Annotated in this window: 23 protein-coding genes; 13 read left to right on the forward strand and 10 right to left on the reverse strand. The window is 36.4% G+C overall.

All coding sequences use genetic code 11. The features are described from left to right. Positions 1-124: 124 nt before the first annotated feature. The 6 genes from gyrA to dnaA all read right to left on the reverse strand — a co-directional run bounded on the left by gyrA (position 125) and on the right by dnaA (position 8,773). Positions 125-2,572, reverse strand: coding sequence for a DNA gyrase subunit A (gene gyrA, locus ACQKTA_RS08430; RefSeq protein ID WP_427814531.1), 2,448 nt, complete (start codon positions 2,570-2,572; stop codon positions 125-127). A 62-nt stretch (positions 2,573-2,634) separates the two neighbouring features. Continuing rightward, complete coding sequence (gene gyrB, locus ACQKTA_RS08435) at positions 2,635-4,584, reverse strand: DNA topoisomerase (ATP-hydrolyzing) subunit B (protein ID WP_332579926.1); 1,950 nt, start codon at positions 4,582-4,584, stop codon at positions 2,635-2,637. Then, positions 4,581-5,702, reverse strand: a complete 1,122-nt coding sequence (recF, locus tag ACQKTA_RS08440) for a DNA replication/repair protein RecF (protein WP_427813430.1) — start codon at positions 5,700-5,702, stop codon at positions 4,581-4,583. Before recF ends, gyrB begins: the two co-directional genes overlap by 4 nt. Further along, positions 5,689-5,931 (reverse strand): S4 domain-containing protein YaaA, encoded by a 243-nt coding sequence (gene yaaA, locus ACQKTA_RS08445; RefSeq protein WP_071858417.1) that lies wholly within the window; start codon positions 5,929-5,931, stop codon positions 5,689-5,691. The genes recF and yaaA overlap by 14 nt, the downstream gene beginning before the upstream one ends. Positions 5,932-6,157: 226 nt before the next feature. Continuing rightward, positions 6,158-7,288, reverse strand: a complete 1,131-nt coding sequence (gene dnaN / locus ACQKTA_RS08450) for a DNA polymerase III subunit beta (RefSeq protein WP_332579928.1) — start codon at positions 7,286-7,288, stop codon at positions 6,158-6,160. Between the two features lie 159 nt (positions 7,289-7,447). Continuing rightward, positions 7,448-8,773, reverse strand: a complete 1,326-nt coding sequence (gene dnaA / locus ACQKTA_RS08455; RefSeq protein WP_332579929.1) for a chromosomal replication initiator protein DnaA — start codon at positions 8,771-8,773, stop codon at positions 7,448-7,450. Positions 8,774-9,275: 502 nt separating this feature from the next. On the opposite strand from dnaA, the gene rpmH reads away from it, so the two are divergent. The 6 genes from rpmH (at position 9,276) to mnmG (ending at position 15,097) form a co-directional block, all read left to right on the forward strand. After that, the gene (gene rpmH, locus ACQKTA_RS08460) at positions 9,276-9,410 is read left to right on the forward strand and encodes a 50S ribosomal protein L34 (RefSeq protein WP_006703104.1); all 135 of its coding nucleotides are present in this window, start codon (positions 9,276-9,278) and stop codon (positions 9,408-9,410) included. A 136-nt stretch (positions 9,411-9,546) separates the two neighbouring features. Then, a complete protein-coding gene (gene rnpA, locus ACQKTA_RS08465) occupies positions 9,547-9,882 on the forward strand; it encodes a ribonuclease P protein component (RefSeq protein WP_332579930.1) in 336 nt (111 codons plus the stop codon). A gap of 17 nt (positions 9,883-9,899) precedes the next feature. Continuing rightward, positions 9,900-10,721, forward strand: coding sequence for a YidC/Oxa1 family membrane protein insertase (locus tag ACQKTA_RS08470; RefSeq protein ID WP_332579931.1), 822 nt, complete (start codon positions 9,900-9,902; stop codon positions 10,719-10,721). 82 nt (positions 10,722-10,803) lie between these two features. Beyond that, positions 10,804-11,556: an RNA-binding cell elongation regulator Jag/EloR gene (gene jag / locus ACQKTA_RS08475; protein ID WP_427813431.1), complete on the forward strand. Its 753-nt coding sequence runs from the start codon at positions 10,804-10,806 to the stop codon at positions 11,554-11,556. A gap of 223 nt (positions 11,557-11,779) precedes the next feature. After that, the gene (mnmE, locus tag ACQKTA_RS08480) at positions 11,780-13,177 is read left to right on the forward strand and encodes a tRNA uridine-5-carboxymethylaminomethyl(34) synthesis GTPase MnmE (RefSeq protein ID WP_332579933.1); all 1,398 of its coding nucleotides are present in this window, start codon (positions 11,780-11,782) and stop codon (positions 13,175-13,177) included. Between the two features lie 18 nt (positions 13,178-13,195). After that, complete coding sequence (gene mnmG / locus ACQKTA_RS08485; protein ID WP_427813432.1) at positions 13,196-15,097, forward strand: tRNA uridine-5-carboxymethylaminomethyl(34) synthesis enzyme MnmG; 1,902 nt, start codon at positions 13,196-13,198, stop codon at positions 15,095-15,097. Positions 15,098-15,162: 65 nt separating this feature from the next. Here mnmG and ACQKTA_RS08490 read toward each other — a convergent pair whose 3' ends face one another. Together ACQKTA_RS08490 and aroD are read right to left on the reverse strand one after the other, a co-directional pair. Next, the gene (locus tag ACQKTA_RS08490) at positions 15,163-15,879 is read right to left on the reverse strand and encodes a hypothetical protein (protein WP_427813433.1); all 717 of its coding nucleotides are present in this window, start codon (positions 15,877-15,879) and stop codon (positions 15,163-15,165) included. A gap of 154 nt (positions 15,880-16,033) precedes the next feature. Next, the gene (aroD, locus tag ACQKTA_RS08495; RefSeq protein ID WP_427813434.1) at positions 16,034-16,807 is read right to left on the reverse strand and encodes a type I 3-dehydroquinate dehydratase; all 774 of its coding nucleotides are present in this window, start codon (positions 16,805-16,807) and stop codon (positions 16,034-16,036) included. Between the two features lie 510 nt (positions 16,808-17,317). Between aroD and rsmG the strand changes: the two genes are divergently transcribed. The 6 genes from rsmG (at position 17,318) to ACQKTA_RS08525 (ending at position 21,868) form a co-directional block, all read left to right on the forward strand. Beyond that, positions 17,318-18,031: a 16S rRNA (guanine(527)-N(7))-methyltransferase RsmG gene (rsmG, locus tag ACQKTA_RS08500; RefSeq protein WP_427814532.1), complete on the forward strand. Its 714-nt coding sequence runs from the start codon at positions 17,318-17,320 to the stop codon at positions 18,029-18,031. Between the two features lie 68 nt (positions 18,032-18,099). Continuing rightward, on the forward strand, positions 18,100-18,867 hold the full coding sequence (locus ACQKTA_RS08505) for a ParA family protein (protein WP_332579938.1): 768 nt from the start codon (positions 18,100-18,102) through the stop codon (positions 18,865-18,867). Further along, positions 18,854-19,744: a ParB/RepB/Spo0J family partition protein gene (locus ACQKTA_RS08510; RefSeq protein ID WP_427813435.1), complete on the forward strand. Its 891-nt coding sequence runs from the start codon at positions 18,854-18,856 to the stop codon at positions 19,742-19,744. Before ACQKTA_RS08505 ends, ACQKTA_RS08510 begins: the two co-directional genes overlap by 14 nt. 76 nt (positions 19,745-19,820) lie before the next feature. Then, complete coding sequence (locus ACQKTA_RS08515; RefSeq protein WP_407855140.1) at positions 19,821-20,006, forward strand: DUF951 domain-containing protein; 186 nt, start codon at positions 19,821-19,823, stop codon at positions 20,004-20,006. Positions 20,007-20,050: 44 nt separating this feature from the next. Beyond that, the gene (gene ychF / locus ACQKTA_RS08520; protein ID WP_427813436.1) at positions 20,051-21,151 is read left to right on the forward strand and encodes a redox-regulated ATPase YchF; all 1,101 of its coding nucleotides are present in this window, start codon (positions 20,051-20,053) and stop codon (positions 21,149-21,151) included. 12 nt (positions 21,152-21,163) lie between these two features. Beyond that, the gene (locus ACQKTA_RS08525; RefSeq protein WP_407855141.1) at positions 21,164-21,868 is read left to right on the forward strand and encodes a DUF1129 domain-containing protein; all 705 of its coding nucleotides are present in this window, start codon (positions 21,164-21,166) and stop codon (positions 21,866-21,868) included. Positions 21,869-21,908: 40 nt separating this feature from the next. Here ACQKTA_RS08525 and ACQKTA_RS08530 read toward each other — a convergent pair whose 3' ends face one another. Then, on the reverse strand, positions 21,909-22,616 hold the full coding sequence (locus ACQKTA_RS08530) for a DUF4811 domain-containing protein (protein WP_427813437.1): 708 nt from the start codon (positions 22,614-22,616) through the stop codon (positions 21,909-21,911). Beyond that, positions 22,613-24,079: an MDR family MFS transporter gene (locus ACQKTA_RS08535; protein WP_427813438.1), complete on the reverse strand. Its 1,467-nt coding sequence runs from the start codon at positions 24,077-24,079 to the stop codon at positions 22,613-22,615. Before ACQKTA_RS08535 ends, ACQKTA_RS08530 begins: the two co-directional genes overlap by 4 nt. Positions 24,080-24,224: 145 nt before the next feature. On the opposite strand from ACQKTA_RS08535, the gene ACQKTA_RS08540 reads away from it, so the two are divergent. Then, a complete protein-coding gene (locus tag ACQKTA_RS08540) occupies positions 24,225-24,701 on the forward strand; it encodes a MerR family transcriptional regulator (protein WP_427813439.1) in 477 nt (158 codons plus the stop codon). Positions 24,702-24,779: the final 78 nt, after the last annotated feature.

The raw sequence follows: 24,779 nt of genomic DNA on the forward strand, positions 1-24,779 counted from the left end.
TTTTCTCTAGACTACTCACAAATACTGATTATACACAATCGCCTTTCAAAAATCAACTATTTCTTTACTTAAGCTACGAAAAAGAGCTGAGATTACTCTCAACTCTTTTTCATCATTTTACTTTTTATTCAGCTTCTGAATCATTTTGTGTTTCTTCAACGACTGTTGCTTCTTCCACATTAGTTTCTTCATCTTCTTTATCTACGATTGCCATAGTAACAACTTTCGTATTTTCTTCCATCTTCATTAGACGGACACCCAATGTTGCTCGACCTGTTTGAGATACTCCAGCAACATTAAATCGAATAATAACACCTTTATCTGTGATCAATAAGATATCTTCGTCTCCATTAACAGCAGTTAATCCAGCTAATGGTCCATTTTTTTCTTTGATATTCGCAGTTTTGATTCCTTTACCGCCGCGTCCTTTGATTGGGTACTCAGAAGCTTTAGTACGTTTTCCATACCCTTTTTCAGTAATAACTAGCACTTCTTGTTCTTCATTTAAGACAGCCGATCCAATCACGTAATCTTCATCACGTAAACGAATCCCCCGTACACCACTGGCGGTACGGCCCATGTCCCGAACTGCCTCTTCCTTGAAGGTAACAGAATAACCATCGTGTGTTCCAATAATGATCGTTTCATCGCCTTCAGTAGACATAACGTTTACTAATTCATCACCCTCACGTAATCCAATCGCAATCAACCCATTAGCACGGATATTAGAGAATGCTGTGACAGTTGTTCGCTTCACAGTTCCTTTCTTCGTAACAAAGAATAAGAAGTGCCCATCTTCTGCTTTTCCATTCACTGCAATTACAGCTTGAATTGTTTCGCTCGAATCAATACCTAATAAATTAATTATTGGTATCCCCTTAGCTGTACGGCCGTACTCAGGTATTTCATATCCTTTGGCACGGTATACACGACCACTATTAGTAAAGAATAATAATGTGTCATGTGTTGAACATGATACTAATTTTTTCACGAAGTCATCATTATGGATGCCCATTCCTTGGACACCACGACCACCGCGCCGTTGCGAACGAAACTCTGTTGAAGCCAACCGTTTGATATAACCATTATTCGTTAAGGTAATAACGACATCTTCTTCTTCAATCAAATCTTCGTCTTCTAAACTCAATACTTCGCCGACTAATAATTCTGTTCGACGATCATCACCAAATTTAGCTGCAATTTCAGCTAATTCAGTCAGTATGATTTCTATTACACGCTCAGGACGTGCTAAAATGTCTTCTAAGTCACGAATCGTTTTTAAGAGCTCTTGATATTCATTTTCAATTTTCTCACGTTCTAAGCCCGTTAAACGGCGTAGACGCATGTCCAATATAGCTTGTGCTTGGCGATCTGATAATTCGAAACGCTCAATCAAAGTAGCTTTAGCTATATCGTCAGAGGCAGAGCTACGAATCGTTGAGATAATTTCATCAATATGATCCAAAGCAATACGTAAACCTTCAAGAATATGAGCACGTGCTTCAGCTTTTTTCTTATCAAAAATTGTTCGACGAGTAATAACGATTTTTTGATGTTCTACGTAGTTTTCTAAAATTTGTTTCAAATTAAGGATACGTGGAACACCTTTTTCGATTGCTAACATATTAAAACTAAATGACGTTTGTAGGGAAGTCATTTTGTATAGATTATTTAAAATCACTGATGCACTGACATCTCGACGAACTTCGATAACAATTCGCATACCCTCGCGAGAAGATTCATCGCGTAGATCGGTAATCCCTTCTACTCGTTTGTCGCGGTGTAATTCAGAGATACGTTCAATTAATTTTGCTTTATTTACCATATAAGGCAACTCAGTCACGATAATTCGCTCTTTGCCATTTTTTTGCTCTTCGATCTCAATTTTAGCTCGAACTGTAATTGAACCTTTTCCAGTTTCATAAGCACGACGAATACCTGATTTCCCCATGACTAATCCTCCGGTTGGAAAATCTGGTCCTGGGATTACTTCCATCAACTCTTGCGTCGTTGCTTTAGGATTATTCACTAACAATTCGATCCCGGCAATTACTTCACGTAAGTTATGCGGCGGGATATTCGTGGCCATCCCAACGGCAATACCTGTTGCACCATTAACTAATAAGTTAGGAAAACGAGCTGGTAATACATCAGGTTCGCGTTCGCTATCATCATAGTTTCCATGAAAGTCTACAGTATCTTTATTGATATCGCGCAACATTTCCATCGCAATTTTACTTAACCGAGCTTCGGTATAACGCATAGCTGCGGCGCCATCACCATCCACGGAACCAAAGTTACCATGACCATCCACTAACATATTGCGATAGCTAAAACTTTGTGCCATCCGTACCATTGACTCATAAATTGCACTATCACCATGAGGATGATATTTACCCATAACATCCCCAACGATCCGAGCAGATTTTTTATGTGGTTTATCTGGTGTAACTCCTAATTCGTTCATTCCATATAAAATTCGACGGTGTACAGGTTTCAATCCATCTCTTACATCCGGTAATGCCCGTGCCACAATAACGCTCATTGCATAATCAATGAAGGATTCTCGCATTTCACTGCTTAGATTGACGTCATGTATATTTTCTTTTCGATCTTCCAAAATGATCCTCCTCACTAAATATCCAAATTCTTAACGTAGTGTGCATTTTCTTCAATAAACGCACGGCGTGGTTCTACTCGATCTCCCATTAACATTTCAAAGACTTGATCGGCTTCAATCGCGTCATCAACGCTTACACGCAGCATTAAACGATTTTCTGGATCCATCGTTGTCTCCCATAATTGATGATCATCCATTTCACCCAAACCTTTGTAACGTTGAACATTTGGTTTTGGTGTCGCTGGTAGTTCAGCAATTTTTTGAGCTAATTCTTCTTCTGCATTTTTTCCTGGTTGAATATAAGTAATATTCTTTCCTTGTTTGATTCCATATAGCGGTGGTTGCGCAATATAAACATAACCGGCTTCTACGATTGGTCTCATATAACGATAGAACAAGGTCAACAACAACGTCCGAATATGTGCGCCATCGACGTCAGCATCCGTCATGATTACTAATTTATGATAACGAGCTTTTGATACATCAAAATCTGCTCCAAAGCCAGTTCCCATTGCAGTAAATAATGAACGAATTTCTTCATTAGCTAAAATTTTATCCATTGAAGCTTTTTCTACATTCAAGATTTTTCCACGAATCGGTAAAATTGCTTGGAACTCACGACTCCGCCCTTGTTTAGCAGATCCGCCTGCAGAGTCTCCTTCGACGATGAATAATTCGCATTTTTCAGGATCGTTACTTGAACAATCAGCTAATTTACCTGGTAAATTACTGATTTCTAATGTTCCTTTACGACGTGTAACTTCACGTGCACGTTTAGCCGCTAAGCGTGCTTTTGATGCTAAAATCCCTTTTTCGACGATTCGACGACCAACAGAAGGATTTTCCATTAGGAATTTCAAGAAATTCTCTGAGAACAAACGATCCGTTACTGTTCTTACTTCTGAATTTCCTAATTTAGTTTTTGTTTGACCTTCAAATTGCGGTTCTGGATGTTTGATAGAAATAACTGCAGTCAGACCTTCACGAACATCTTCACCAGATAGGTTTTCATCATTGTCTTTCATGATTTTTTGTTTACGAGCATAGTCATTGATTACACGTGTCAATGCTGTTTTAAAACCAAATTCATGCGTTCCACCTTCATAGGTATGGATATTATTGGCAAAACTTAAGATGTTTGTATGGTAACCATCAGTATATTGCATCGCTACTTCAACAGTGATATCTTGTTGCTCACCTTCTACATAAACAGGTTCTTCAAAAATCACAGCTTTATTATGATTCAAATGTTCTACATAACTTTTGATTCCACCTTCATAATGGAATTCACGTAAAACAGGTTCTTCCTCACGTTTGTCTTCAATTGAGATTTTCAAGCCACGGTTTAAGAAGGCTAATTCTCTAACACGAGTGGCTAATTTATCAAAACTAAAAACCGTTGTTTCGGTAAAAATCTCAGGGTCAGGACTAAAGTGAACAGTTGTCCCATGTTGCTCTGTATCGCCGATAACTTTTAAATCATCTACGATTGCTCCACGACGGTATTCTTGGAAATAAACTTTTCCATTTTTAAATACACGTACGTCTAGGCTAACAGATAATGCATTTACAACAGAGGCTCCAACGCCGTGAAGTCCCCCAGATACCTTGTATCCGCCACCGCCGAATTTCCCTCCGGCATGTAAAATCGTATATACTGTTTCCAATGCTGGACGACCTGTTTTTGCTTGAATATCAACTGGAATCCCGCGTCCATCATCACTGACAGTGATGCTATTGTCTTTTTCAATCACTACATGAATATGAGTAGCAAATCCTGCTAAAGCTTCATCAATCGAATTATCCACGATTTCCCATACAAGATGGTGTAAGCCTTCCGTACTTGTAGATCCAATATACATACCAGGACGTTTGCGAACAGCTTCTAAACCTTCTAGTACCTGGATCTGACTGGCATCATATTCTTGAGCACGTTCTTGTAAACTCTTTTCCTCTTCTGTCATTCAGTTTCTTTCCTTTCTATCTGTCCTTGATGGACATAAAAAACATCTGGATGAACCGTCATTTTTCCTTTTACATGATTCAAAGTTGTTGTTGTTAAAAAAGTCTGCACCTTGTTCTCGATCGTTTCTAATAAATGAATTTGACGATTATCATCAAGTTCACTCATCACATCATCTAAAAGTAAAATGGGATATTCACCGGTTTCTTGTTTCATCAAATCAATTTCTGCTAATTTAACACTCAAAGCAGTTGTTCGTTGTTGTCCCTGAGAACCATATGTTTGAACATTTTTTTGATTGACTTTAAAAATCAGGTCATCTCTATGTGGCCCTAAAAAGGTATTACCTTTAAAAATTTCTCGTTTACGATTTTTTTGCAGTTCCGTCATAAAAATTGTTCGAATAGCTGCCACATCTTCGTCATCAATTGGAAGGCTAGCTTCGTATTCAATCGTCAAATTTTCCATTTGATTCGTAATTTTCCCATGAAGTTCATTTGACCAATGCTCTAATTTTTTTACAAATTGCAAACGACTGGTTAACACCTTACTTCCGAATTCCACCAATTGTTCTGTCAAAATATCTAAGTAGATCATATCTGTCTGCTTTTTCTCAGATAATTGTTTTAAATAAAGATTACGCTGTTTCAATGTTTGCTGATACTGAGCCAAGTCGTATAAATAAACAGGATTGATCTGACCTAATTCCATATCAATGAATCGGCGTCTTGTCTGAGGACTACCTTTGACTAACGATAGATCCTCTGGAGCAAATAAAATGACATTTAATTGTCCTATGTAGCTGCTTAATTTTTTCTGTTCAATATGATTGACTTTAGATTTACGACCTTTTTTTGTTAACTGTAGTTCTAACTCTAACTCGCTCGTTCCCCGATCAATTCGACCTTTTACTAAGGCAAAATCATCATTCCATCCGATCAATTCTTGTTCACTATTTGTCCGATGACTACGTGTTAGTGCTAAAACATAGATACTTTCCAATAGATTCGTTTTTCCTTGAGCATTTTCTCCTAAGAAAATATTTAATCGATTAGGAAATTCCAGAAATAACTCTTCATAATTGCGATAATTTCTTAGTTCAAGCTTATTCAGCTTCATTATTTTCGGTCCTATTTTTGACCATAAAAAAAGTTCCTACCTCAGGAATTTCAATCATCATTCCCGGATAGAGCTTTCGGCCACGGCGATTTTCTAACTCACCATCTACAAAGACTGTTTCTTCCGCTAAAAACCATTTCGCTTGTCCACCACTAGAAATTACATTGACCTCTTTAAGCAGTTGACCTAACGTCATGAACTCCGTTTCTAAAAAAACTTTCTGTTTCACATTCATCCCTCATTTTCATGCTAGAAACACTACTTTATTATACCTTTTTTTTAAGGATAAAACAAATTAACTCGTTATATTTTACGATATAAGAAGTTTTAGCTGGTTTTATTTAAATTACTCAAAAAAAAGTAAAAGGCCTTAAAATCGATTTTAAGACCTTTTACAGCAAATTTAACTTTTACATAATTTTTCATTCTTTTCATGAAACTTATAGATCATCGTTCTAATTTGTACGAACTGGTGTGATCAATTGAATAAAGGAAACATCTCCTTCACTCGGTTCCAAAGTGAATGGACGAATTGATGAAATAAATTGTATTTTGATATTCATATCACCAAAAGCTCGTAAGGCATCTTTCATATAATCTGGGTTGAAAGAAATTTCTAAAGGATCACCACTAACTTGTTCGTAGACTAATTCTTCTTCTACTTTACCAATTTCAGGTGAATTACCATACAAAATAACAGAATTATCACTGATAGCTAAGCGTACAATATTATTTCGACCTTCATGAGACAATAATGATGCCCGTTCAATTGCAGCTAAAAATGTTGGAACTGAAAATACCAATTCTGTATTAAAACTTGTTGGGATCAAACGATTTGTATCCGGATAATTTCCTTCTAGTAAGCGAGAGTAGAAATACATCGTTGGTGTTTTAAACAATACTTGATTTTCCATGATACTAATCTCAACTTCTGCCTCTTCATCAGACAATGAACGAGATAATTCAACCAAACTTTTACCAGGTATAACAATATCAAAATCTTTACTTGCATTCTCTACTGGGACAATACGTTGGCTTAAACGATGTGAATCTGTCGCCACTGCAAGTAATTGTCCATTATTCATTGTAAAGTGAACCCCTGTAAGGATTGGACGACTTTCATGTTGTGAAACCGAAAAAACTGTTTCACTAATCAATTTTGTCAACATGTGGACAGGGATTTTTAATTGATTTTGTTCTTCCACCACCGGCAAATGTGGATAATTATCTGCGTCTAACCCATTAACCGTAAAATGAGCAGCTCCGGAAGAAATCAAAACTTGATGATTTTCTTGAACTTCTAATGTGAACGTTGATTCTGGTAAACGACGAATGATTTCACTAAAGAAGCGAGCTTGTAAAACGATAGTTCCTATTTCTGCAATCTGAAGTTCGGCTTTTTCGTCATCTGTGGCTAAAAAAGTCTCGATTGAGATATCTGCGTTACTTCCTGTTAAGTTTAAACCATCGTTATTCAATTCAATTTTTACTCCTGTAAGAATTGGAATTGTCGTTTTAGTAGAGATAGCACGTTGTACTGTTTGCAATTCTTGAATGAAGCGAGCGCGATTAATTGTAAATTTCATAGTGAAACTCCTTTTTATTTAGTTAAGTAATATAAGTAGTATAAGTAGTAGGTCCTGTTAATCTTGTGGAAAAGTGAAAGTAAATATTGGTATCATAAGTTTTCCACTTGTGGAAACAGTGTGGATAAATAGTGTTTTATTTTTCTCTTTTTCCACAGACTAACCTAATAATAAATTCTTGATTTCTGATATTTCTTGTTGCATGCTACTATCGGTTTTAACTAGATGACTAATTTTTTCGTGAGCATGAATGACGGTCGTGTGATCTTTACCGCCAAATTCGGCTCCAATTTTTGGTAACGAATTTTCAGTCATTTCGCGTGAAAGATACATAGCAATTTGGCGTGGCACAACGATTGCTTTGACACGCTTCTTCCCTTTTAAGTCCTTTACTTGGATATGATAAAATTTTGCTACTTCTTCTTGGATCGTAGTGATCGTTAGTTGTGAGTTACTTGTGCCTTTCAAACTCTTCAATGCATCTGCAGCAATACTTGTAGTAATATCGGCATTATTCATAGTAGCAAATGCTTGAACTCTAACAAGTGCACCTTCTAATTCTCGGATATTAGAATCAATTTGCCCTGCAATGTAACTCAATGTATCGTCTGGAATTTCTAAATTTTCTGCTTGTGCTTTTTTTCGTAAAATAGCTGTTCTTGTTTCAAGGTCCGGTGGTGTAATATCCACAGACAAGCCCCAAGCAAAACGAGAAACTAAGCGTTCTTGAAGTTTAGGAATTTCATTCGGTAAACGATCACTGGTTAAAACGATTTGTTTATTATCATTATATAGATTCTCAAATGTATGGAAAAACTCCTCTTGTGTAGCTTCTTTGTCAGCAAAAAATTGAATATCATCGACTAAAAGCAAATCAACCTTGCGATATTCTTGACGAAATTCCTCAGAAGTTTTATTTTTGATCGAATTAATAAAATCATTTGCAAATGTTTCACTAGAAACGTATTTTACTTTAGCATCAGGATTAATCTCTAACATTTGATGGCCGATCGCGTGCATCAAGTGAGTTTTCCCCAAGCCAACTCCCCCATAAAAGAAAAGTGGATTATAAATAGATCCTGGTTCTTCAGCAACCACCAAAGCAGCTGCATGTGCCATTTGGTTACCTTTTCCGATAACAAAAGTATCAAATGTATATTTAGGATTGAGCATTGCTCGCTTGGTAACTTCTACTTTAGGAGCTTCTTCTTTTTCTGTAATACTAACTGCAGGTGCCTCATCAGGTGTCACAAATACAGGCATGATCTCATCCCCTGTGACTTTAAACCCTATTTCTACAATTTTAGCAGCTAAATGTTTTTCCCAATAGCGCTTATGTAAATCGCTGGTTACTTCAATTGTTAACTGATTATTTGTTAAAGCTAATGGTTTAGCTGTGCCTACCCAAGCATCATAACTGGCAGGATTAAGGTCGGCTTTATAGCGGTCCTTTAATTCCTGCCAGAAATTGTCTAATGAGGTCAAATAATTCGCCTCCTAATTTAATAAATTTCAGATAGCCTTACTTTATCATTTTTTCAATAAGTTTTCCACAACCTAACTTAGAATAAAATAAATAAATTACTTTTCCACATAATGTATAAAAATACAGAAAAATATACACACGCTGGAAAAGTCACCACGCAAGTCTTGTGTATAATTTTGAAAAGGAGAGATTTTCTCTGAAATAAGCACAGAAGGTTAAAAAATGAAGGGTTGATATGAGAAGGTTTAGGTGAGTTATACACAAAACTTATCCACCTTGTTGATAAGTTTTCCATCCACCCTTTTTTTGTGGAAAAACAAGCGGAAAAATAGAGTTCATTTTTTTGTGGAAAACTATTATGCACAACAAGGTCTGCTTTATCCCCAAAAATTGTGGATAAAGAATTTTCTTTTTTATATTTGATGATTGACAAAATAGGGTGTGAGTCGTTATAATATTCAGGTATGTCTATGTAAAGTTAGTTATGGAGGTGTATTTTAAATGAAAAGAACTTATCAACCAAATAAGCGTAAACGTCAAAAAGTTCATGGATTCCGTAAACGTATGAGCACTAAAAACGGCCGTCGCGTATTAGCAAGCCGTCGTCGTAAAGGAAGAAAAGTACTTGCTGCTTAAGCCACTGCTGGTCAGTGGTTTTTTTTGTATCCAATAATAGAGAATTTAAGAATTTTTCTACTAATAAGGATGATTCCTTATTTTGAAATATGGTATTATTGTCAGGTATAGATTGAAAAGAAACGAAGGAAACTAGATGAAGAAAAAATATCGGGTCAAAAAAGAACGAGAATTTCAAAAGGTGTTTCAAGAAGGTGTTTCTTTTGCGAATCGAAAATTCGTAGTTTATCGTCTAGAGCCTTCTGGTCAAAAACATTTTCGAGTAGGGATTTCTGTAGGGAAGAAAGTGGGCAACGCTGTGATGCGTAATTACGTAAAGCGTCAAATACGTGCCGTATTACAAGAATTTAAAACAGAATTACCACCAATTGATTTTATTGTGATTGCTCGCCCAGCTACAAAAGACTTACCTCATGCTGAAATGCGTTCAAATCTACTACATGTTTTAAAATTAGCAAAAATACTGAGTTAGGAAGGAAACAGAAGTACGTGAAGAAATACAAAAGAATATTATTGATGACAGGATTGTTAAGTTTAGTCTTCTTGTTGTCTGCTTGTGGAACAAGCCAAGTAAGTGCACACAGTACGGGCGTGTGGGATCGTTACATCGTTTATTACTTCGGTCAAGCAATCAAAGGCTTATCATTTGGTAATGTCGGAATAGGAATCATCTTATTTACGATTATCATTCGAGTAATTTTGATGCCTTTAATGCATTTCCAGACCAAAAGTATGCGAAAAACACAGGAGTTGCAGCCTAAGTTAAAGGCATTGCAACAACAGTACAGTTCCCGTGATCAAGAAACACAGCAAAAGCTTCAAGCAGAAACGAAAAAACTTTACGCAGAAAATAATGTTAACCCTTACGCGGGCTGTTTGCCGCTGTTAGTACAAATGCCAGTAATGATGGCTTTGTATCAAGCGATTTTAAGAATTCCTGAATTACGTTCAGGTCATTTCTTATGGTTGAATTTGAGTCAATCTGATCCATACTTTATTTTACCGATTCTTGCCGCGGTATTTACTTTTGCAAGTACGTATCTATCTAGCATGAGTCAAATTGAATCAAACGCTTCAATGAAAGTCATGAATTTTGCAATGCCAGTTATGATTTTTGTAATGGCTTTAAATTTGGCTAGTGGGTTATCACTTTACTGGGTGATCTCGAATGCTTTCCAAGTTGTCCAAACATTATTGATCAACAATCCATTTAAGATTCGTCGCGAACGTGAGGAAGCAGCGCGTCAAATCCGAGATAGAGAACGTGCACTAGAAAAAGCTAAACGTCCAAAGAAAAAACGCAAGAATTAAAAGCACTCCGTTTTTCAAACATTTCACTATTAATTTATATGATTAAAAAAAATCATTCAATACAGGTAAGGAGGTTTAATAAATGCCTATTTATGAAGGGCCAACAATTGATGAAGCCATTTCTCAAGGTTTAAATGACTTGGGGTTGAAAAAAGAAGCAGTTACTATTGATATTTTGACAGATGCTAAAAAGGGATTTTTAGGTATGGGGAAAAAAGATGCACGTGTTTCGATTGACCCCATTGAAATAGAAGAACCGATTGTTACTTCTGAATTGACAGAAGAGACTCCGGTAGATCCAGAGCCGCTTGCTGAAGTGTCGGAAACTACTGATTCCGCTCAATCAACGGATTTATTAGTTGATTTGGATGGAGATGCAGCGGTGAAAGAGCTAGCACTTTATTTGACCAATGTTACGAATGAAATGGGAGTACCCGCACTTGTTAAGATCCGACATGAATCAAATGGTTTGATTATAATGGATTTAGAAACTAGCAAGCAAGGAATGTTGATTGGAAAACATGGAAAAATTTTAAATGCTTTACAATACTTAGCGCAAGTTTTTTTGCATCGAGTAGCCAAAGAAAAATTATCCGTTGTGGTAAATGTTGGTAACTATCGCCAAAAACGAGAAGAAGTATTGACTCGATTGGCTAAACGAACTGCTGAAAAAGTGAAAGAAACAGGTCGTCCAGTCTTTTTAGAGCCGATGCCTGCCTTTGAACGGAAAATGATCCACGCAGCTTTGAGTAAAGATGATTACATCAAAACCCATTCTGAAGGAGAAGATCCGTATCGCTATTTAGTTGTTGAACCAGCTAAAAAATATTTTTAATGAAGAAAAAAAGAGTAGGTGAAGCTTACTCTTTTTTTCTTCATTAAAATTTGGGAAATACAAGGGTTTCAAAACGTGTGCTTGAATTGTTGAGAAAAGTATGCTAATCTAACACCAGAATTTTGTAGAATAAGCAGTCAAAGTGCTCAATCTACTCCTTAGGATAAGGGGTGGAGTAGGCACTTTTTTTATGTTCAAAAAGGATTTAATAGGAGGAATAACAGTGGCAGAGATCACATTAGAATTTGATACGATCGCAGCAATTTCAACACCGCCGGGTGAGGGTGCAATCAGTATTGTACGCTTAAGTGGTGATCAAGCGGTACAAATTGCAGATAGCATTTACCGCAGCGGAAAAAAAAGTTTAGTAGATGTTTCGTCACATACGATCCATTATGGACATATTGTTGATCCTTCCGATCAGCAAATTGTTGATGAGGTTATGGTCAGCGTAATGCGTGCACCCAAGACCTTCACCCGTGAAGACATCGTTGAGATAAACTGTCATGGAGGAATCGTAGTAGTCAATCAGTTGTTACAATTGGTTTTACGTTCGGGGGCACGTCTAGCTGAACCAGGCGAATTTACCAAACGTGCTTTTTTAAATGGTCGAGTAGATTTATCTCAAGCCGAAGCGGTAATGGATCTTATTCGAGCAAAAACAGATAAAGCAATGAATATCGCTATCAATCAATTAGACGGGAATTTATCACACTTAATTCGTAGTTTGCGTCAAGAAATTTTACAAACGCTTGCTCAAGTCGAAGTGAATATTGACTATCCAGAATATGATGACGTCGAAGAATTAACGACTCAATTATTATTGGAAAAAGCGCAGCAAGTGGGTCAACAGATCGATGCTTTATTATTGAATGCTAAACAAGGAAAGATTTTACGCGAGGGTTTGAGCACTGCGATTATAGGTCGTCCTAATGTTGGAAAATCTAGTTTATTGAACTATCTACTACATGAAGAAAAAGCAATCGTTACCGAAATAGCTGGAACGACTCGTGATGTGATCGAGGAATATGTGAACGTTCGCGGTGTGCCTCTAAAATTGATTGATACAGCGGGAATCCGTGAAACAGATGATGTTGTTGAAAAAATCGGAGTAGAGCGTAGTCGAAAAGCATTAAGTGAAGCGGATTTAATTTTATTAGTTTTAAATCAAAGCGAAGCATTGACTGCAGAAGACAAAGCATTACTTGAGGCAACGAATGGCTTGAAACGGATTGTTTTACTTAATAAAACTGATTTACCAAGCCAGCTTTCTCAAAGTGATTTAGCTGCCTATTTAGGCAGAGATGAAGTTTTTGCAATCTCAGTATTAGAAAAAGCGGGATTAGATCAATTAGAAGAAGCGATTGCGAAACTATTTTTTGGTGGTCAAACAGGTGAAAAAGATGCAACCTATGTTTCTAATACACGTCATATTGCCTTGCTTGAAAAAGCAGGTCAATCATTGGGCGAGGTTCGAAATGGCATCATAGCAGGTATGCCTGTCGATTTAGTTCAAATTGATATGACACGTTGTTGGGATTATTTAGGAGAAATCGTGGGAGATAGTGTTCAGGATGAATTGATCACACAATTATTCAGTCAATTCTGTCTAGGGAAATAGAAGAAGAGGAGCAACAATATGGAATACAAAGCAGGAAATTATGATGTAATCGTCGTTGGTGCCGGACATGCCGGTTCAGAAGCTGCTCTTGCAGCTGCGCGGATGGGACAAAAAACGTTATTAATAACGATTAATTTAGACATGGTTGCATTTATGCCGTGTAATCCTTCGATCGGTGGACCAGCTAAAGGCGTTGTAGTACGAGAAATTGATGCATTGGGTGGTGAAATGGGACGTAATATCGATAAAACGTATATTCAGATGAGAATGCTGAATACGGGTAAAGGCCCAGCCGTCCGTGCATTGAGAGCGCAAGCAGACAAGCATGCTTATGCAGAGGAAATGAAACATACGATTGAAAAAGAAGAAAATTTAACCTTAAAACAAGGTGTAGTGGATCGTCTAGTAGTAGAGGATGGTGTTTGTAAAGGGGTTATCACTTCAACTGGAGCCGTTTATTCCGCGCAAGCAGTGATAATTACTGCAGGAACAGCTTTACGAGGTGAAATCATCATCGGAGAATTAAAATATTCATCAGGTCCCAATAACTCTCAACCTTCAATCAAATTAGCGGATCATCTTCAAGAATTAGGCTTGGAAATTCATCGCTTTAAAACGGGTACTCCACCACGAGTAAAATCTGGGTCGATTGATTATAATAAAACAGAAATTCAACCTGGCGATGAAAAGCCAAATCACTTTAGTTATCAAACTCCGGACAGCGTGTATTTGAAAGATCAAATTCCTTGCTGGCTAACTTATACAAATCTAAAAAGTCATGAAATCATTCAAAATAACCTTCATCGTGCACCAATGTTTACAGGTATTGTTGATGGAGTCGGTGCTCGTTATTGTCCATCGATCGAAGATAAGATTGTTCGTTTTGCAGACAAAGAACGTCATCAATTATTTTTAGAACCTGAAGGACGGAATACGGAAGAAGTATATGTTCAAGGATTGTCTACATCATTACCAGAAGATGTACAAAATGACGTGTTGCACTCAATTGAAGGCCTAGAAAACGCAGAGATGATGCGTACGGGCTACGCTATTGAATATGATATGGTCGCACCACATCAATTACGTCCAACGCTTGAAACAAAAGTGATTGAAAATTTGTATACTGCAGGACAAACAAACGGAACTAGTGGGTATGAAGAAGCTGCAGGTCAAGGATTGATGGCCGGAATTAATGCCGCTCTAAAAATCCAAGGAAAAGAACCATTCATTATGAAACGTAGCGATGGCTATATTGGTGTTATGATCGATGACTTAGTAACCAAAGGAACTAATGAACCTTATCGTCTATTAACTTCTAGAGCAGAATACCGATTGATTTTGCGTCATGATAATGCGGATTTGCGTTTAACAGAAACCGGACATAAGATTGGTTTAGTGGAAGAAGAAGAATATCAAGCATATCTAATCAAAAAAGGCCATATTGAAGCCGAGATGGCTCGATTACAAACAATTAGGATAAAACCTAACGAAGATGTTCAAAGCTTCTTACGAGCTAAAAATAGCGCAGAATTAAAAGACGGTGTTTTAGCTAATGATTTCTTGAAGCGTCCGGAAATTTCTTATCAAGAATTACTGCAATTCATCCCTGAAAATAATGAACTGGATAATAAAGAAATTGAACAAGTAGAGATTCAAATAAAATATGAAGGCTACATCAAAAAAGCGATGGAAAAGGTAGAAAAATTGAAACGGATGGAAGCAAAACGTATTCCTGATCGAATCGATTATTCAGCTATCAATGGATTAGCAACCGAAGCAAAACAAAAACTACAAAAAATCCAACCTGAAACAATAGCTCAAGCTAGTCGTATCAGCGGAGTAAATCCAGCGGATATCAGTATTTTAATGGTTTATATTGAACAAGGAAAAATTGCTAAAGTAGATAGTGAAAACGTATAATTCTTAGTGAAAAAAGCGGCCAGTACCTAATTAAATGTTAGGGACTGACCGCTTTTTTTATTAAATTAATCCAAATTAATTGGTTGGATAAAATCGGCTTTCCAACATTCATCAATAGCATCATAATCAAAATACCATGTTTGTAGGAAAGCTTGCTTTTTTCGATTGCTACCCGAGATGACTCTACCTGTGTCCACTAATTCTTCATAATCCAAACAAGTGAAATAAAGTTGGACTGAGAAACTATCCTCGTGGATAAGACGAAAATTGGATAGTTTCTTTAATGTGAGCTTTTCTGTTCGATTCCTAATCCCTTGACTCTGTTGTGTTTCTAAAATACTTAAATGATTTTGATAAAGAGTAGGACTATAGCAATGTTTGGCCATAGCTAAATTACTCTGATTCCAAGCATTTTGAATGGTTAAAAAATTTTTTTTGATTTCTTGAATCAAATGTTGTTTCTTTTGTTTGTTACCAGGCAGAGAGAGTAAAAAATCTTGTTTAGCAGTTGTAGCTGCTCGATAAGATTGTACTTTTTTTCCAATTAACGATAGGCCAACAGTTCCTATAAAAAGGAAATATAAAAAAAAGGTTCGGAATGGTGAAAGGAAACTACTGCCGCTTGAATAATAAGTTTTTGATCGACGGGAACCTCCAAAACTGGTACTTCTGCTACCATGAGAGCTAGAACCATGGCTGATACTTCCTCCACTATGGCCACCAGCAACTGCCGTTGAATGTGAAGGGAAAGCTGTTAAAAATAGAAAAATAAAAGCAATCAAAATGACTATTTTTTTCATTTGACACTCCTTGTTATAGATTTGCTTTAGTATAGCTGATAGTTCATATCAAGAGAATTAAATGAAAAAATTTTTATCAAGCGGGAAAAACTAAAAATAGGTGTTTCATGTGAAACATTTTAATCGTTTTATACAATCATATATCTGATTTTTCAGTTGGTAAAGCGAGTGTTTGCAATATCTTACGCAATTCTGTGACAGGGATCTGTCCTGGGGCAGAAGCAGTCCTTATAGAACCAAATGTTGCTACTGATCCAAATGTATTCCCAGCAATACGACTAATCATTCCTAAATCGCCCATAGACATAGTGATTAAAGGACATTTTGCATAATTTTCAAACATGTCACGAGTAGCATCTAATAAGGTTAAAACATCTTTTCTAGTATTTGGCATAACAGCTATTTTACAAATATCTGCTCCTTTATCCTGCATCTGTCTTAATCGAGAAATGATTTCTTCTTTTGAAGGGGTACTATCGAAATCATGATTGCATAAAATAACTTTTATATTCTTTTCGTGTGCTAAGTTTATTGTCTTTTTTATGTTTTCAGCAGGCATAAATAACTCTAAATCAATCAAATCTGCTGCCCCCTCATTGATCAACACGTGATAAAGCTCAAAATACGCATCATTACTTAATTCTAGTTCTCCCCCTTCTTTATGGGTACGGAAAGTTATAAGTAAAGGTTTGTCGATTATTTTTCGTAAAGTATGAGAAACGCTAGCAACGATTTTCGGCTGTTTTACATCTTCAAAAAAATCAATTCGCCATTCTATAAGATCACAATTTGACTGACAAACTTCTTTTGCGTCATTTATTAACTGATTTTTAGTCGCAGCTATCAAGGGAACGATTATCTTAGGTAATCCTTCTCCAAGAGTTACATCGTTTATAGTTAGGGTATTCATTTAGACACCTCTGATTTCAAATTAGGTTTTATAACTATTTGCTATAGAATATTTTATTATTGTACTGTACGTATATATCTTTGGCACTAATTAATTACTGAATACAAAAAATAAAATTTGTTCAAAAAGTAACAATCTAAGCGCTTTCTCTAATGTTTTGATTGTTAAAAAATCACTAATTAAACATATGGGTAAAAAAAACGCCTATTTTAAAGCTTTTTTTAAAATTACTTTAATCACAAATGATAGGTGTAGTTTAGGCAAATTGATTAGTAGCAGTGCGATAAAAAGTTTCGTATTCTCAAATACCTGTATATGCAAATATTTTAATTACCTCCTATATGTAATTGGATTTTTTGCTTTAACTTGATGATAAGAAATCTAGCATTAATTCTTTCTTAATCCCTTTGTGAAACATGCGTAAGCCATTGCATGAAACGCTAATTTGCGTTAAAGTAGAGGATAGTCTGTGAAACATTTTTCTGTTTCACAAAAATGAAAGGATTTCTTATGACACCAGAAGAATTTCAAGTTGAATTAGAGAAATTGGGACTCCCGCTTTCGGAGTTTCAGATGGAACAATTTGCGACTTATTTTGAATTATTAGTTGAGTGGAATCAAAAAATGAATCTTACAGCCATCACGGAACTTCAAGAAGTTTATTTGAAACACTTCTATGATTCGATTACTTTGGCTTTTTCAGATACGTTTGAACCCAAAGGCAAATTATGTGATGTCGGTTCTGGGGCTGGATTCCCTAGTATTCCATTAAAGATTGTTTTTCCAGATTTGGAAATCACGATTGTTGATTCTTTAAACAAACGAATTACGTTTTTATCGACATTAGTTGAGGCACTAGAACTAAAAGGTGTTTCTCTTTATCATGATCGTGCGGAAACATTTGGACAAAATAAAGAATATCGTGAATCATTTGATTTTGTGACAGCTCGCGCTGTTGCCCGTCTGAATGTATTAACAGAACTTTGTGTTCCGTTAGTAAAAAAAGATGGTTATTTCTTTGCTTTAAAAGCAGCAAAAAGTGATGAGGAATTAGTCGAAGCCAAGCCAGCAATTGCATTGTTAGGCGGAAAATTGATTCAAGCTGAAGACGTCTCATTACCGAATGGTGATACTCGTCATATTATCACCATCCAGAAGAAAAAAGAGACACCAAAGAAATATCCTCGTAAACCAGGTTTGCCTAATAAGCAACCATTAAAATAATAGAAAATTTATTCATTTTTACTAAATAATCAAGGAAATTTTATGAGTAAGAAGTAGGAGGAAATCAGATGGCACGGATCATATCTGTTGCAAACCAAAAAGGCGGTGTGGGTAAAACCACCACTACTGTCAACCTAGGTGCTTGTTTAGCTTATGTCGGTAAAAAAGTCTTATTGATCGATAGTGACGCGCAAGGAAATGCTACTAGCGGATTAGGCGTACGTAAACCAGACGTGAAACAAGATATTTATGACGTTTTAGTCAATGAAGTTCCTATCAAAGAAACAATCCTTGAAACGACAAGAGAAAATTTATCGATTGTACCGGCAACATTACAATTGGCAGGTGCTGAGATTGAACTAACATCAATGATGGCGAGGGAGTCACGTTTAAAAAGCGCATTAGAAGATGTGAACGATGAATATGATTTCATTTTGATTGATTGTCCACCTTCATTAGGACATTTGACTATCAATGCTTTTACGGCCAGTGATGCTATTTTGATCCCTGTTCAGTGTGAGTATTATGCACTAGAAGGATTGAGCCAATTATTGAATACCGTTCGCTTAGTTCAAAAACATTTTAATCCAGAATTAGAAATTGAAGGCGTATTGTTGACCATGTTCGATGCGCGTACGAATCTTGGCGCAGAAGTAGTAGAAGAGGTTCGACGTTATTTCCAAGAAAAAGTTTATGATACCATTATTCCTAGAAATGTTCGTTTATCTGAAGCGCCTAGTCATGGCAAGCCGATCATAGATTATGATCCTCGCTCTAAAGGTGCTGAAGTCTATCAAGCTTTAGCAAAGGAAGTGTTAGTTCGTGAGCAAAAATAAAGGTTTGGGTCGTGGAATTGATGCTTTATTTCAAGATCTTTCAGAGATCGAAGAGGTTGATGTAAAACGAGATCAAGTAGTTGAGCTTCCGTTGAGTGATTTACGTCCTAACCCGTACCAACCACGTAAATCTTTTGACGAAAACAGCTTACAAGAATTAGCGAATTCGATTGAACAATCTGGTGTCTTTCAGCCGATCATTGTTAGAAAATCAGCAGTAAAAGGTTACGAGCTTATTGCGGGTGAACGACGTTTCAGAGCTTCTAAATTAGCGGGTAAAGAAACAGTTCCAGCTATTATTCGTGAATTTGATGAAGAAGCAATGATGCAGATTGCTGTATTAGAAAACTTGCAACGAGAAGATTTAAATCCGTTAGAAGAAGCTGAAGCTTACGAGATGCTGATGAAAAATCTGAAATTGACACAGGCGGATGTTGCGAACCGACTAGGAAAAAGCCGTCCCTATATCGCGAATTATTTACGCCTATTGACGTTACCTAAATTGGTAAAAGAAATGGTCCAAGATGAACGTTTATCGATGGGACAAGCCCGTACATTATTAGGATTAAAGAAAAAAGATCAAATTCTAAAATTAGCTAATCGAGCAGTGAAAGAAAATCTAACCGTTCGTCAATTAGAACAAATCGTTAGTGAATACAATGAAGGAAAAGCTAAGGAAAAGAAAAAAGGTCCACGTTTGACGAAGGAAAAACCTTATTACTTAAGAGAAAGCGAAGATCGATTAATGGATAAATTTGGTACGGGTGTCGAAATCGTTGAAAAAGACGGCAAAGGAAAAATTGCAATTGAATATTTGTCGCCTTCTGATTTGACACGTATCCTAGATATCTTAAATATCCATTTCGATGAGTCTTAAAATAATTAATCACATACAATCCAATGTTATAATTCGATTGTTGTGATCTATAACGAGCTAGAGGAGGATTTACCAGATGTATGATTTAGGTGATATCGTAGAAATGAAAAAACCTCATGCCTGTCAGACAAATCGCTGGGAAATTATTCGCATGGGTGCTGATATAAAAATCAAGTGTGTTAATTGCGGACATATTGTAATGATGACACGTCGTGATTTTGATAAAAAAATGAAAAAAGTCCTTGTTAAAAAAGAGGATTAGCCGTAAGAATAAGCTAAATTAATAGAGAAAGAGTGAAGTAAATTATGGCCTTAACAGCCGGAATCGTAGGTTTACCAAACGTCGGTAAGTCAACTTTGTTTAATGCAATTACTAAAGCGGGGGCAGAAGCTGCTAATTATCCCTTTGCTACAATCGATCCCAATGTAGGAATGGTAGAAGTTCCAGATTGGCGTTTAGAACGTTTGACAGAGCTAGTTCAACCTAAAAAAACAGTTCCAACTACTTTTGAATTTACTGATATTGCTGGAATCGTCAAAGGTGCTAGCAAAGGTGAAGGTTTAGGGAACCAATTCTTAAGTCATATTCGACAAGTTGATGCTATTTGTCATGTTGTTCGTTGTTTCGATAATGAAAACATTACACACGTAGAAGGTCGTGTGGACCCGTTAGAAGACATCGAAACGATCAATTTAGAATTAGTTTTAGCTGATTTAGACTCTGTAAATAAACGTTATAATCGCGTGGCAAAAGTTGCAAGAACGAAAGAAAAAAATGCAGTCGCTGAACTAGCAGTTTTAGATAAATTAAAACCTGTGTTAGAAGAAGGCCAATCTGCTCGCACGATTGAATTTACAGAAGATGAACAACAAATTGTCAAAGGTCTGTTCCTGTTAACAAGCAAACCTGTTTTATACGTAGCTAATGTAGATGAAGATACTGTAGCCAATCCTGAAAGCAACAACTATGTTCAAACTGTTCGTAACTTTGCAGCAAGTGAACACTCAGAAGTGATCGTTGTGTGCGCAGAAGCAGAAGAAGAGATTGCTGAATTAGAAGAAGAGGACAAGGCTGAATTCTTAGAAGCAATGGGAATTGAAGAATCAGGCTTAGATCAATTGATTCGTACAGCTTATGATCTCTTAGGTTTGGCTACTTACTTCACTGCAGGTGAACAAGAAGTTCGTGCTTGGACATTCCGCAAAGGGATGAAGGCTCCTCAAGCAGCGGGGATCATTCATACTGATTTTGAGCGCGGATTCATTCGTGCAGAAACTGTTTCTTTTGAAGACTTAAATAAATATGGCAGTATGCACGCAGCAAAAGAAGCTGGACGTGTAAGACTGGAAGGAAAAGATTATGTTGTTCAAGACGGCGATGTAATGTTATTCCGTTTCAACGTTTAGGGAGGAAATAAGATGGAGTTAGAAAAGTTGCAAGCTTTGAGTTTAGAGAATGATCAACTTGAAGAGAAATTGACTAAACGAAATGAACAATATATTTTTGACTTAAAAAAAGCGTTAAGAGCGGCAAATTTATCAAATGAACAGATGACGCTTGCTTTAAATGAAATGCTTCCGACATTAGTTGAGGAGCAAAAGACAGGAAAGACGGCTCGTCAATTATTTGGGACTGTCTCAGAACGATTAGAATACATCGTCGATAAACCTGTAGAACAAAAGAAATCTTCTACTGCTTCTTTAATGTGGTTAGATAACTTCTTATTGTTGTTTGGTTTATTAGGGATCGTTTCAGGGATTATGGGATTATTTGTTCCACGTGGAACACAAGCGGTAACTTATGGTTTGACCGCTTTGGTTATTGCCTCAGCTGTTGGTGGTCTAGTCTTTTATATGATGTATTTGTTTGTTTATCAATATGAACAACCAGGTGCAGACAAATCAAAGAAACCAAAAACATGGAAAACGATCGTTATGTTAGGTTCAGTGACACTCGTATGGTTCTTGGTCTTCAATGGCGCGGCGTTGTTGCCACAGTCATTAAACCCGATTCTTGATCCAATGGTGTTAGTAGTGTTGTCGGCATTGGCATTAGCTGCTCGTTATTACTTGAAGAAACGATTTGGAATTATCAGTAGCTTAGCAACTGCTCCACGTAAATAAAAAATAAGGGTCTCCTCATTACGAGAAGACCCTTATTTTTTTATTTTTTTGCTTGGGCAATCATCTTAGCCATTGCTTGTTGTTGATATTCAGCAGTAGCTTGTTTGATCACTTTTTGTTGTTCGGCTTGATCCATTTTAGGATTTTTCATCATAGCAGCTTTCACTTGTTCTTGAACATAAGCTTTAGCTTCTGTTTCCATCGTAGCTTTTTGATCTTCTGCTAATTTAGCGAGTTTTTTTGCTTGTGTCGTACTTAAAACGACCCAATCTTTTTCAACGCTAAAAGTATTTTTTTCTTTAACTAGCTGACGATCTTTGCTAGAAAGACTAAACCATAATTTAGCAGTATCATTTTTATAAACCCAATAAGTCTTTTTAGTTTCTAATTGTGTTTTTGTTTGATTTTCTTTGACCACATTTGTTACATGCTCAGTCCCAGTTGTTTTTGCTTTTTTCTGAGCTTCATTTGTTTTATAGATATAAACTTTTTCAGTACCATTACCTAATGGTTGATAAAGTAACATATTCATATTTTTATTATCAGCACTTGAAGTTAGAGCTTGAGTGGTTGTATCAGTTACTTTTTTCATCCCATAGTGGTAATGGTCATTAGCAGTAATTAGACATAAACTAACAATAAAAAGTAGCGCAAAAATAATTGAAAGAGCAGTATGCCACATTTTTTTCGCAAATATATTGGTTAAAGCAAATGCTAAAACACTAATAATTGTTACGGCAAAAATCATTTTGCAACGCCTCCTTCAACTTTTTTATTCGCCTTTAAGAAGAAGGTGATAAAGAATCCAATAATACTAAAGATGACAGCTACATAAAAAGCTGCATGGTAACCAGATAGAGTAGCATTAATAGCTTGATCTTTATAGGTTAAAGGTAATTCCTTTAATAAACTTGCTTTTGGCAGATTATCTTTTGTAACATTAGTTAACACGCTAATTAGAATGGCTGTACCGATAGAACTAGCAACTTGACGGAAAGTGTTATTTACAGCAGTACCGTGACTGATTAAGTTCATTGGTAAAGCGTTCATACCTGAAGTTGTGACTGGCATCATGACCATTGAAATACCAAACATACGAATAGCATATAGGATAACGATCATTGTTACTGGTGTATCTTTTGTTAAGAATGCAAAAGGTAGAGTAGCAGCAGTTAAAATCAACATACCGCCGATTGCCAAACGTTTTGCCCCATGTTTATCAAAAATTGCACCAGTAATCGGCATCATAAGCCCCATAACTAAAGCACCTGGTAATAACATTAAGCCAGAATGGAAAGCTGATTCGCCACGAATGTTTTGAATATATAATGGTAAAACCATTTCAGCTCCAACCATTGCCATGTTTACAACACCACTTAAGATCGCGGCAATTGTAAATACTGGAGACTTGAATACGCGTAACTCTAAGAAAGGATGTTCTAAATGTAGTTGGCGCCATACGAATAAACCAATTACGACGATCCCAACAATTAGGAAGCTGATTACTTTCACGCTACCCCAACCGTCATTACCGACTGAAGAGAAGCCATAAAGCAAGCTACCGAAACCTGCAGTCGATAAGAAAGCAGAAAGTACATCGATACTTGGATTAGATAATTGGATAACGCTTTTCATTAAGAAAGCAGCTAGAACCAATACTAGGACTACAATCGGAATAACCATACCGAAAAGATCACGCCAAGTATAATTGTCGATGATCCAACCTGAAAGAGTAGGCCCTAATGCGGGAGCTAATCCGATAACTACACCAGCCATACCCATAGCTGCTCCGCGTTTTTCAGGCGGGAAGATAGAAAGCATAATATTTTGTAGAAGTGGCATTGAGATCCCAACACCTGCTGCTTGTACTAAACGTCCAATTAATAAAGTAGAAAAATTTGGTGCTACAAAACAAGTGATCGTACCAATCAAAAAGATGATCATAGCAGTAATATAGAGACGTTTTGAACTGAATTTATTGATTAACCAGGCACTGATGGGAATCATGATCCCATTTACCAATAAAAATCCAGTAGTCAGCCATTGAACGCTAGAAGCAGATATATCAAAAGCTCTCATTAGAGTTGGAAATGCTGTTGTTAATAGTGTTTGGTTGAGCACTGTACAGAAGGTTCCGATTAATAGCACAGCGACTAGTAAGGAACGGTTGTAAGGCTTACCGTAAATATCGACCGTTTGTTTATTACTCACGATCTAACGCCTTCTTTCTTTTTTTGAAATTTTCTGAAACAACGAATGTCCGATAGCTACTTTACCGCTGTTTTTATTTTTTGTCAACTTACTTGACATAAACGTCAACGAAAGTATAATTATTTGATGAAGAGAGGGATCTGTCTTGAAGAAAAATAAAGTCCAACATCTCATAGAAAGTGATGAATTCGTAGTAGGAATTAGTGAATTAAGTAAAATGACGGGTGTTTCTCCACGTCAGATTCGCTATTGGGAACAAAAGGGATACATTCATTCAACGGGTGAAAAAAGTGGAAATCGTAAATTTAAGTTACCGATGGTTGTTAAAGTAGAAATGATCAAACTTTTTTTAGATGAAGGGTATACGTTGACAGTAGCAGTAACAAAAGCATGTGAACGTCAAGAAAATATCCATCAGGCTAAACTTATTTTGCGCGATACATTCAAAAGTATTGAAAAAATTGCTGATCGCTATCTTGTTATTCATTTAGATGACTTTAAAAATCGAGCAGGATTTTATTTGATTCGAGATATAGAGACCGAGGATGTCACTTATCAAATTATTGAGAGTGAAACAGAGATATCTGAATCAATTATCAAAACATGGTTCCTTAATAATTAAATAAGGGTTAGATGAGGATTTAAACGTAAGTTATTGACTTAAATCAGCCATTCTGTTAAGTTTTTTATTAAAAATAAT

The sequence above is a fragment of the Enterococcus sp. 22-H-5-01 genome, assembly GCF_050310005.1.
Taxonomy (GTDB): Bacteria; Bacillota; Bacilli; order Lactobacillales; family Enterococcaceae; genus Enterococcus_A; species Enterococcus_A hailinensis.

Excerpts from the sequence above, each read along its gene's own strand:
- dnaN (WP_332579928.1), bottom strand. The coding sequence starts at position 7,288 with ATGAAATTTACAATTAATCGCGCTCGCTTCATTCAAGAATTGCAAACA.
- rsmG (WP_427814532.1), top strand. The coding sequence starts at position 17,318 with ATGACACCAGAAGAATTTCAAGTTGAATTAGAGAAATTGGGACTCCCG.
- mnmG (WP_427813432.1), top strand. The coding sequence starts at position 13,196 with ATGGAATACAAAGCAGGAAATTATGATGTAATCGTCGTTGGTGCCGGA.
- rpmH (WP_006703104.1), top strand. The coding sequence starts at position 9,276 with ATGAAAAGAACTTATCAACCAAATAAGCGTAAACGTCAAAAAGTTCAT.
- ACQKTA_RS08515 (WP_407855140.1), top strand. The coding sequence starts at position 19,821 with ATGTATGATTTAGGTGATATCGTAGAAATGAAAAAACCTCATGCCTGT.
- recF (WP_427813430.1), bottom strand. The coding sequence starts at position 5,702 with ATGAAGCTGAATAAGCTTGAACTAAGAAATTATCGCAATTATGAAGAG.
- ACQKTA_RS08505 (WP_332579938.1), top strand. The coding sequence starts at position 18,100 with ATGGCACGGATCATATCTGTTGCAAACCAAAAAGGCGGTGTGGGTAAA.
- aroD (WP_427813434.1), bottom strand. The coding sequence starts at position 16,807 with ATGAATACCCTAACTATAAACGATGTAACTCTTGGAGAAGGATTACCT.
- ACQKTA_RS08525 (WP_407855141.1), top strand. The coding sequence starts at position 21,164 with ATGGAGTTAGAAAAGTTGCAAGCTTTGAGTTTAGAGAATGATCAACTT.
- gyrB (WP_332579926.1), bottom strand. The coding sequence starts at position 4,584 with ATGACAGAAGAGGAAAAGAGTTTACAAGAACGTGCTCAAGAATATGAT.
- ACQKTA_RS08530 (WP_427813437.1), bottom strand. The coding sequence starts at position 22,616 with ATGATTTTTGCCGTAACAATTATTAGTGTTTTAGCATTTGCTTTAACC.
- ychF (WP_427813436.1), top strand. The coding sequence starts at position 20,051 with ATGGCCTTAACAGCCGGAATCGTAGGTTTACCAAACGTCGGTAAGTCA.
- rnpA (WP_332579930.1), top strand. The coding sequence starts at position 9,547 with ATGAAGAAAAAATATCGGGTCAAAAAAGAACGAGAATTTCAAAAGGTG.
- jag (WP_427813431.1), top strand. The coding sequence starts at position 10,804 with ATGCCTATTTATGAAGGGCCAACAATTGATGAAGCCATTTCTCAAGGT.
- gyrA (WP_427814531.1), bottom strand. The coding sequence starts at position 2,572 with ATGCGAGAATCCTTCATTGATTATGCAATGAGCGTTATTGTGGCACGG.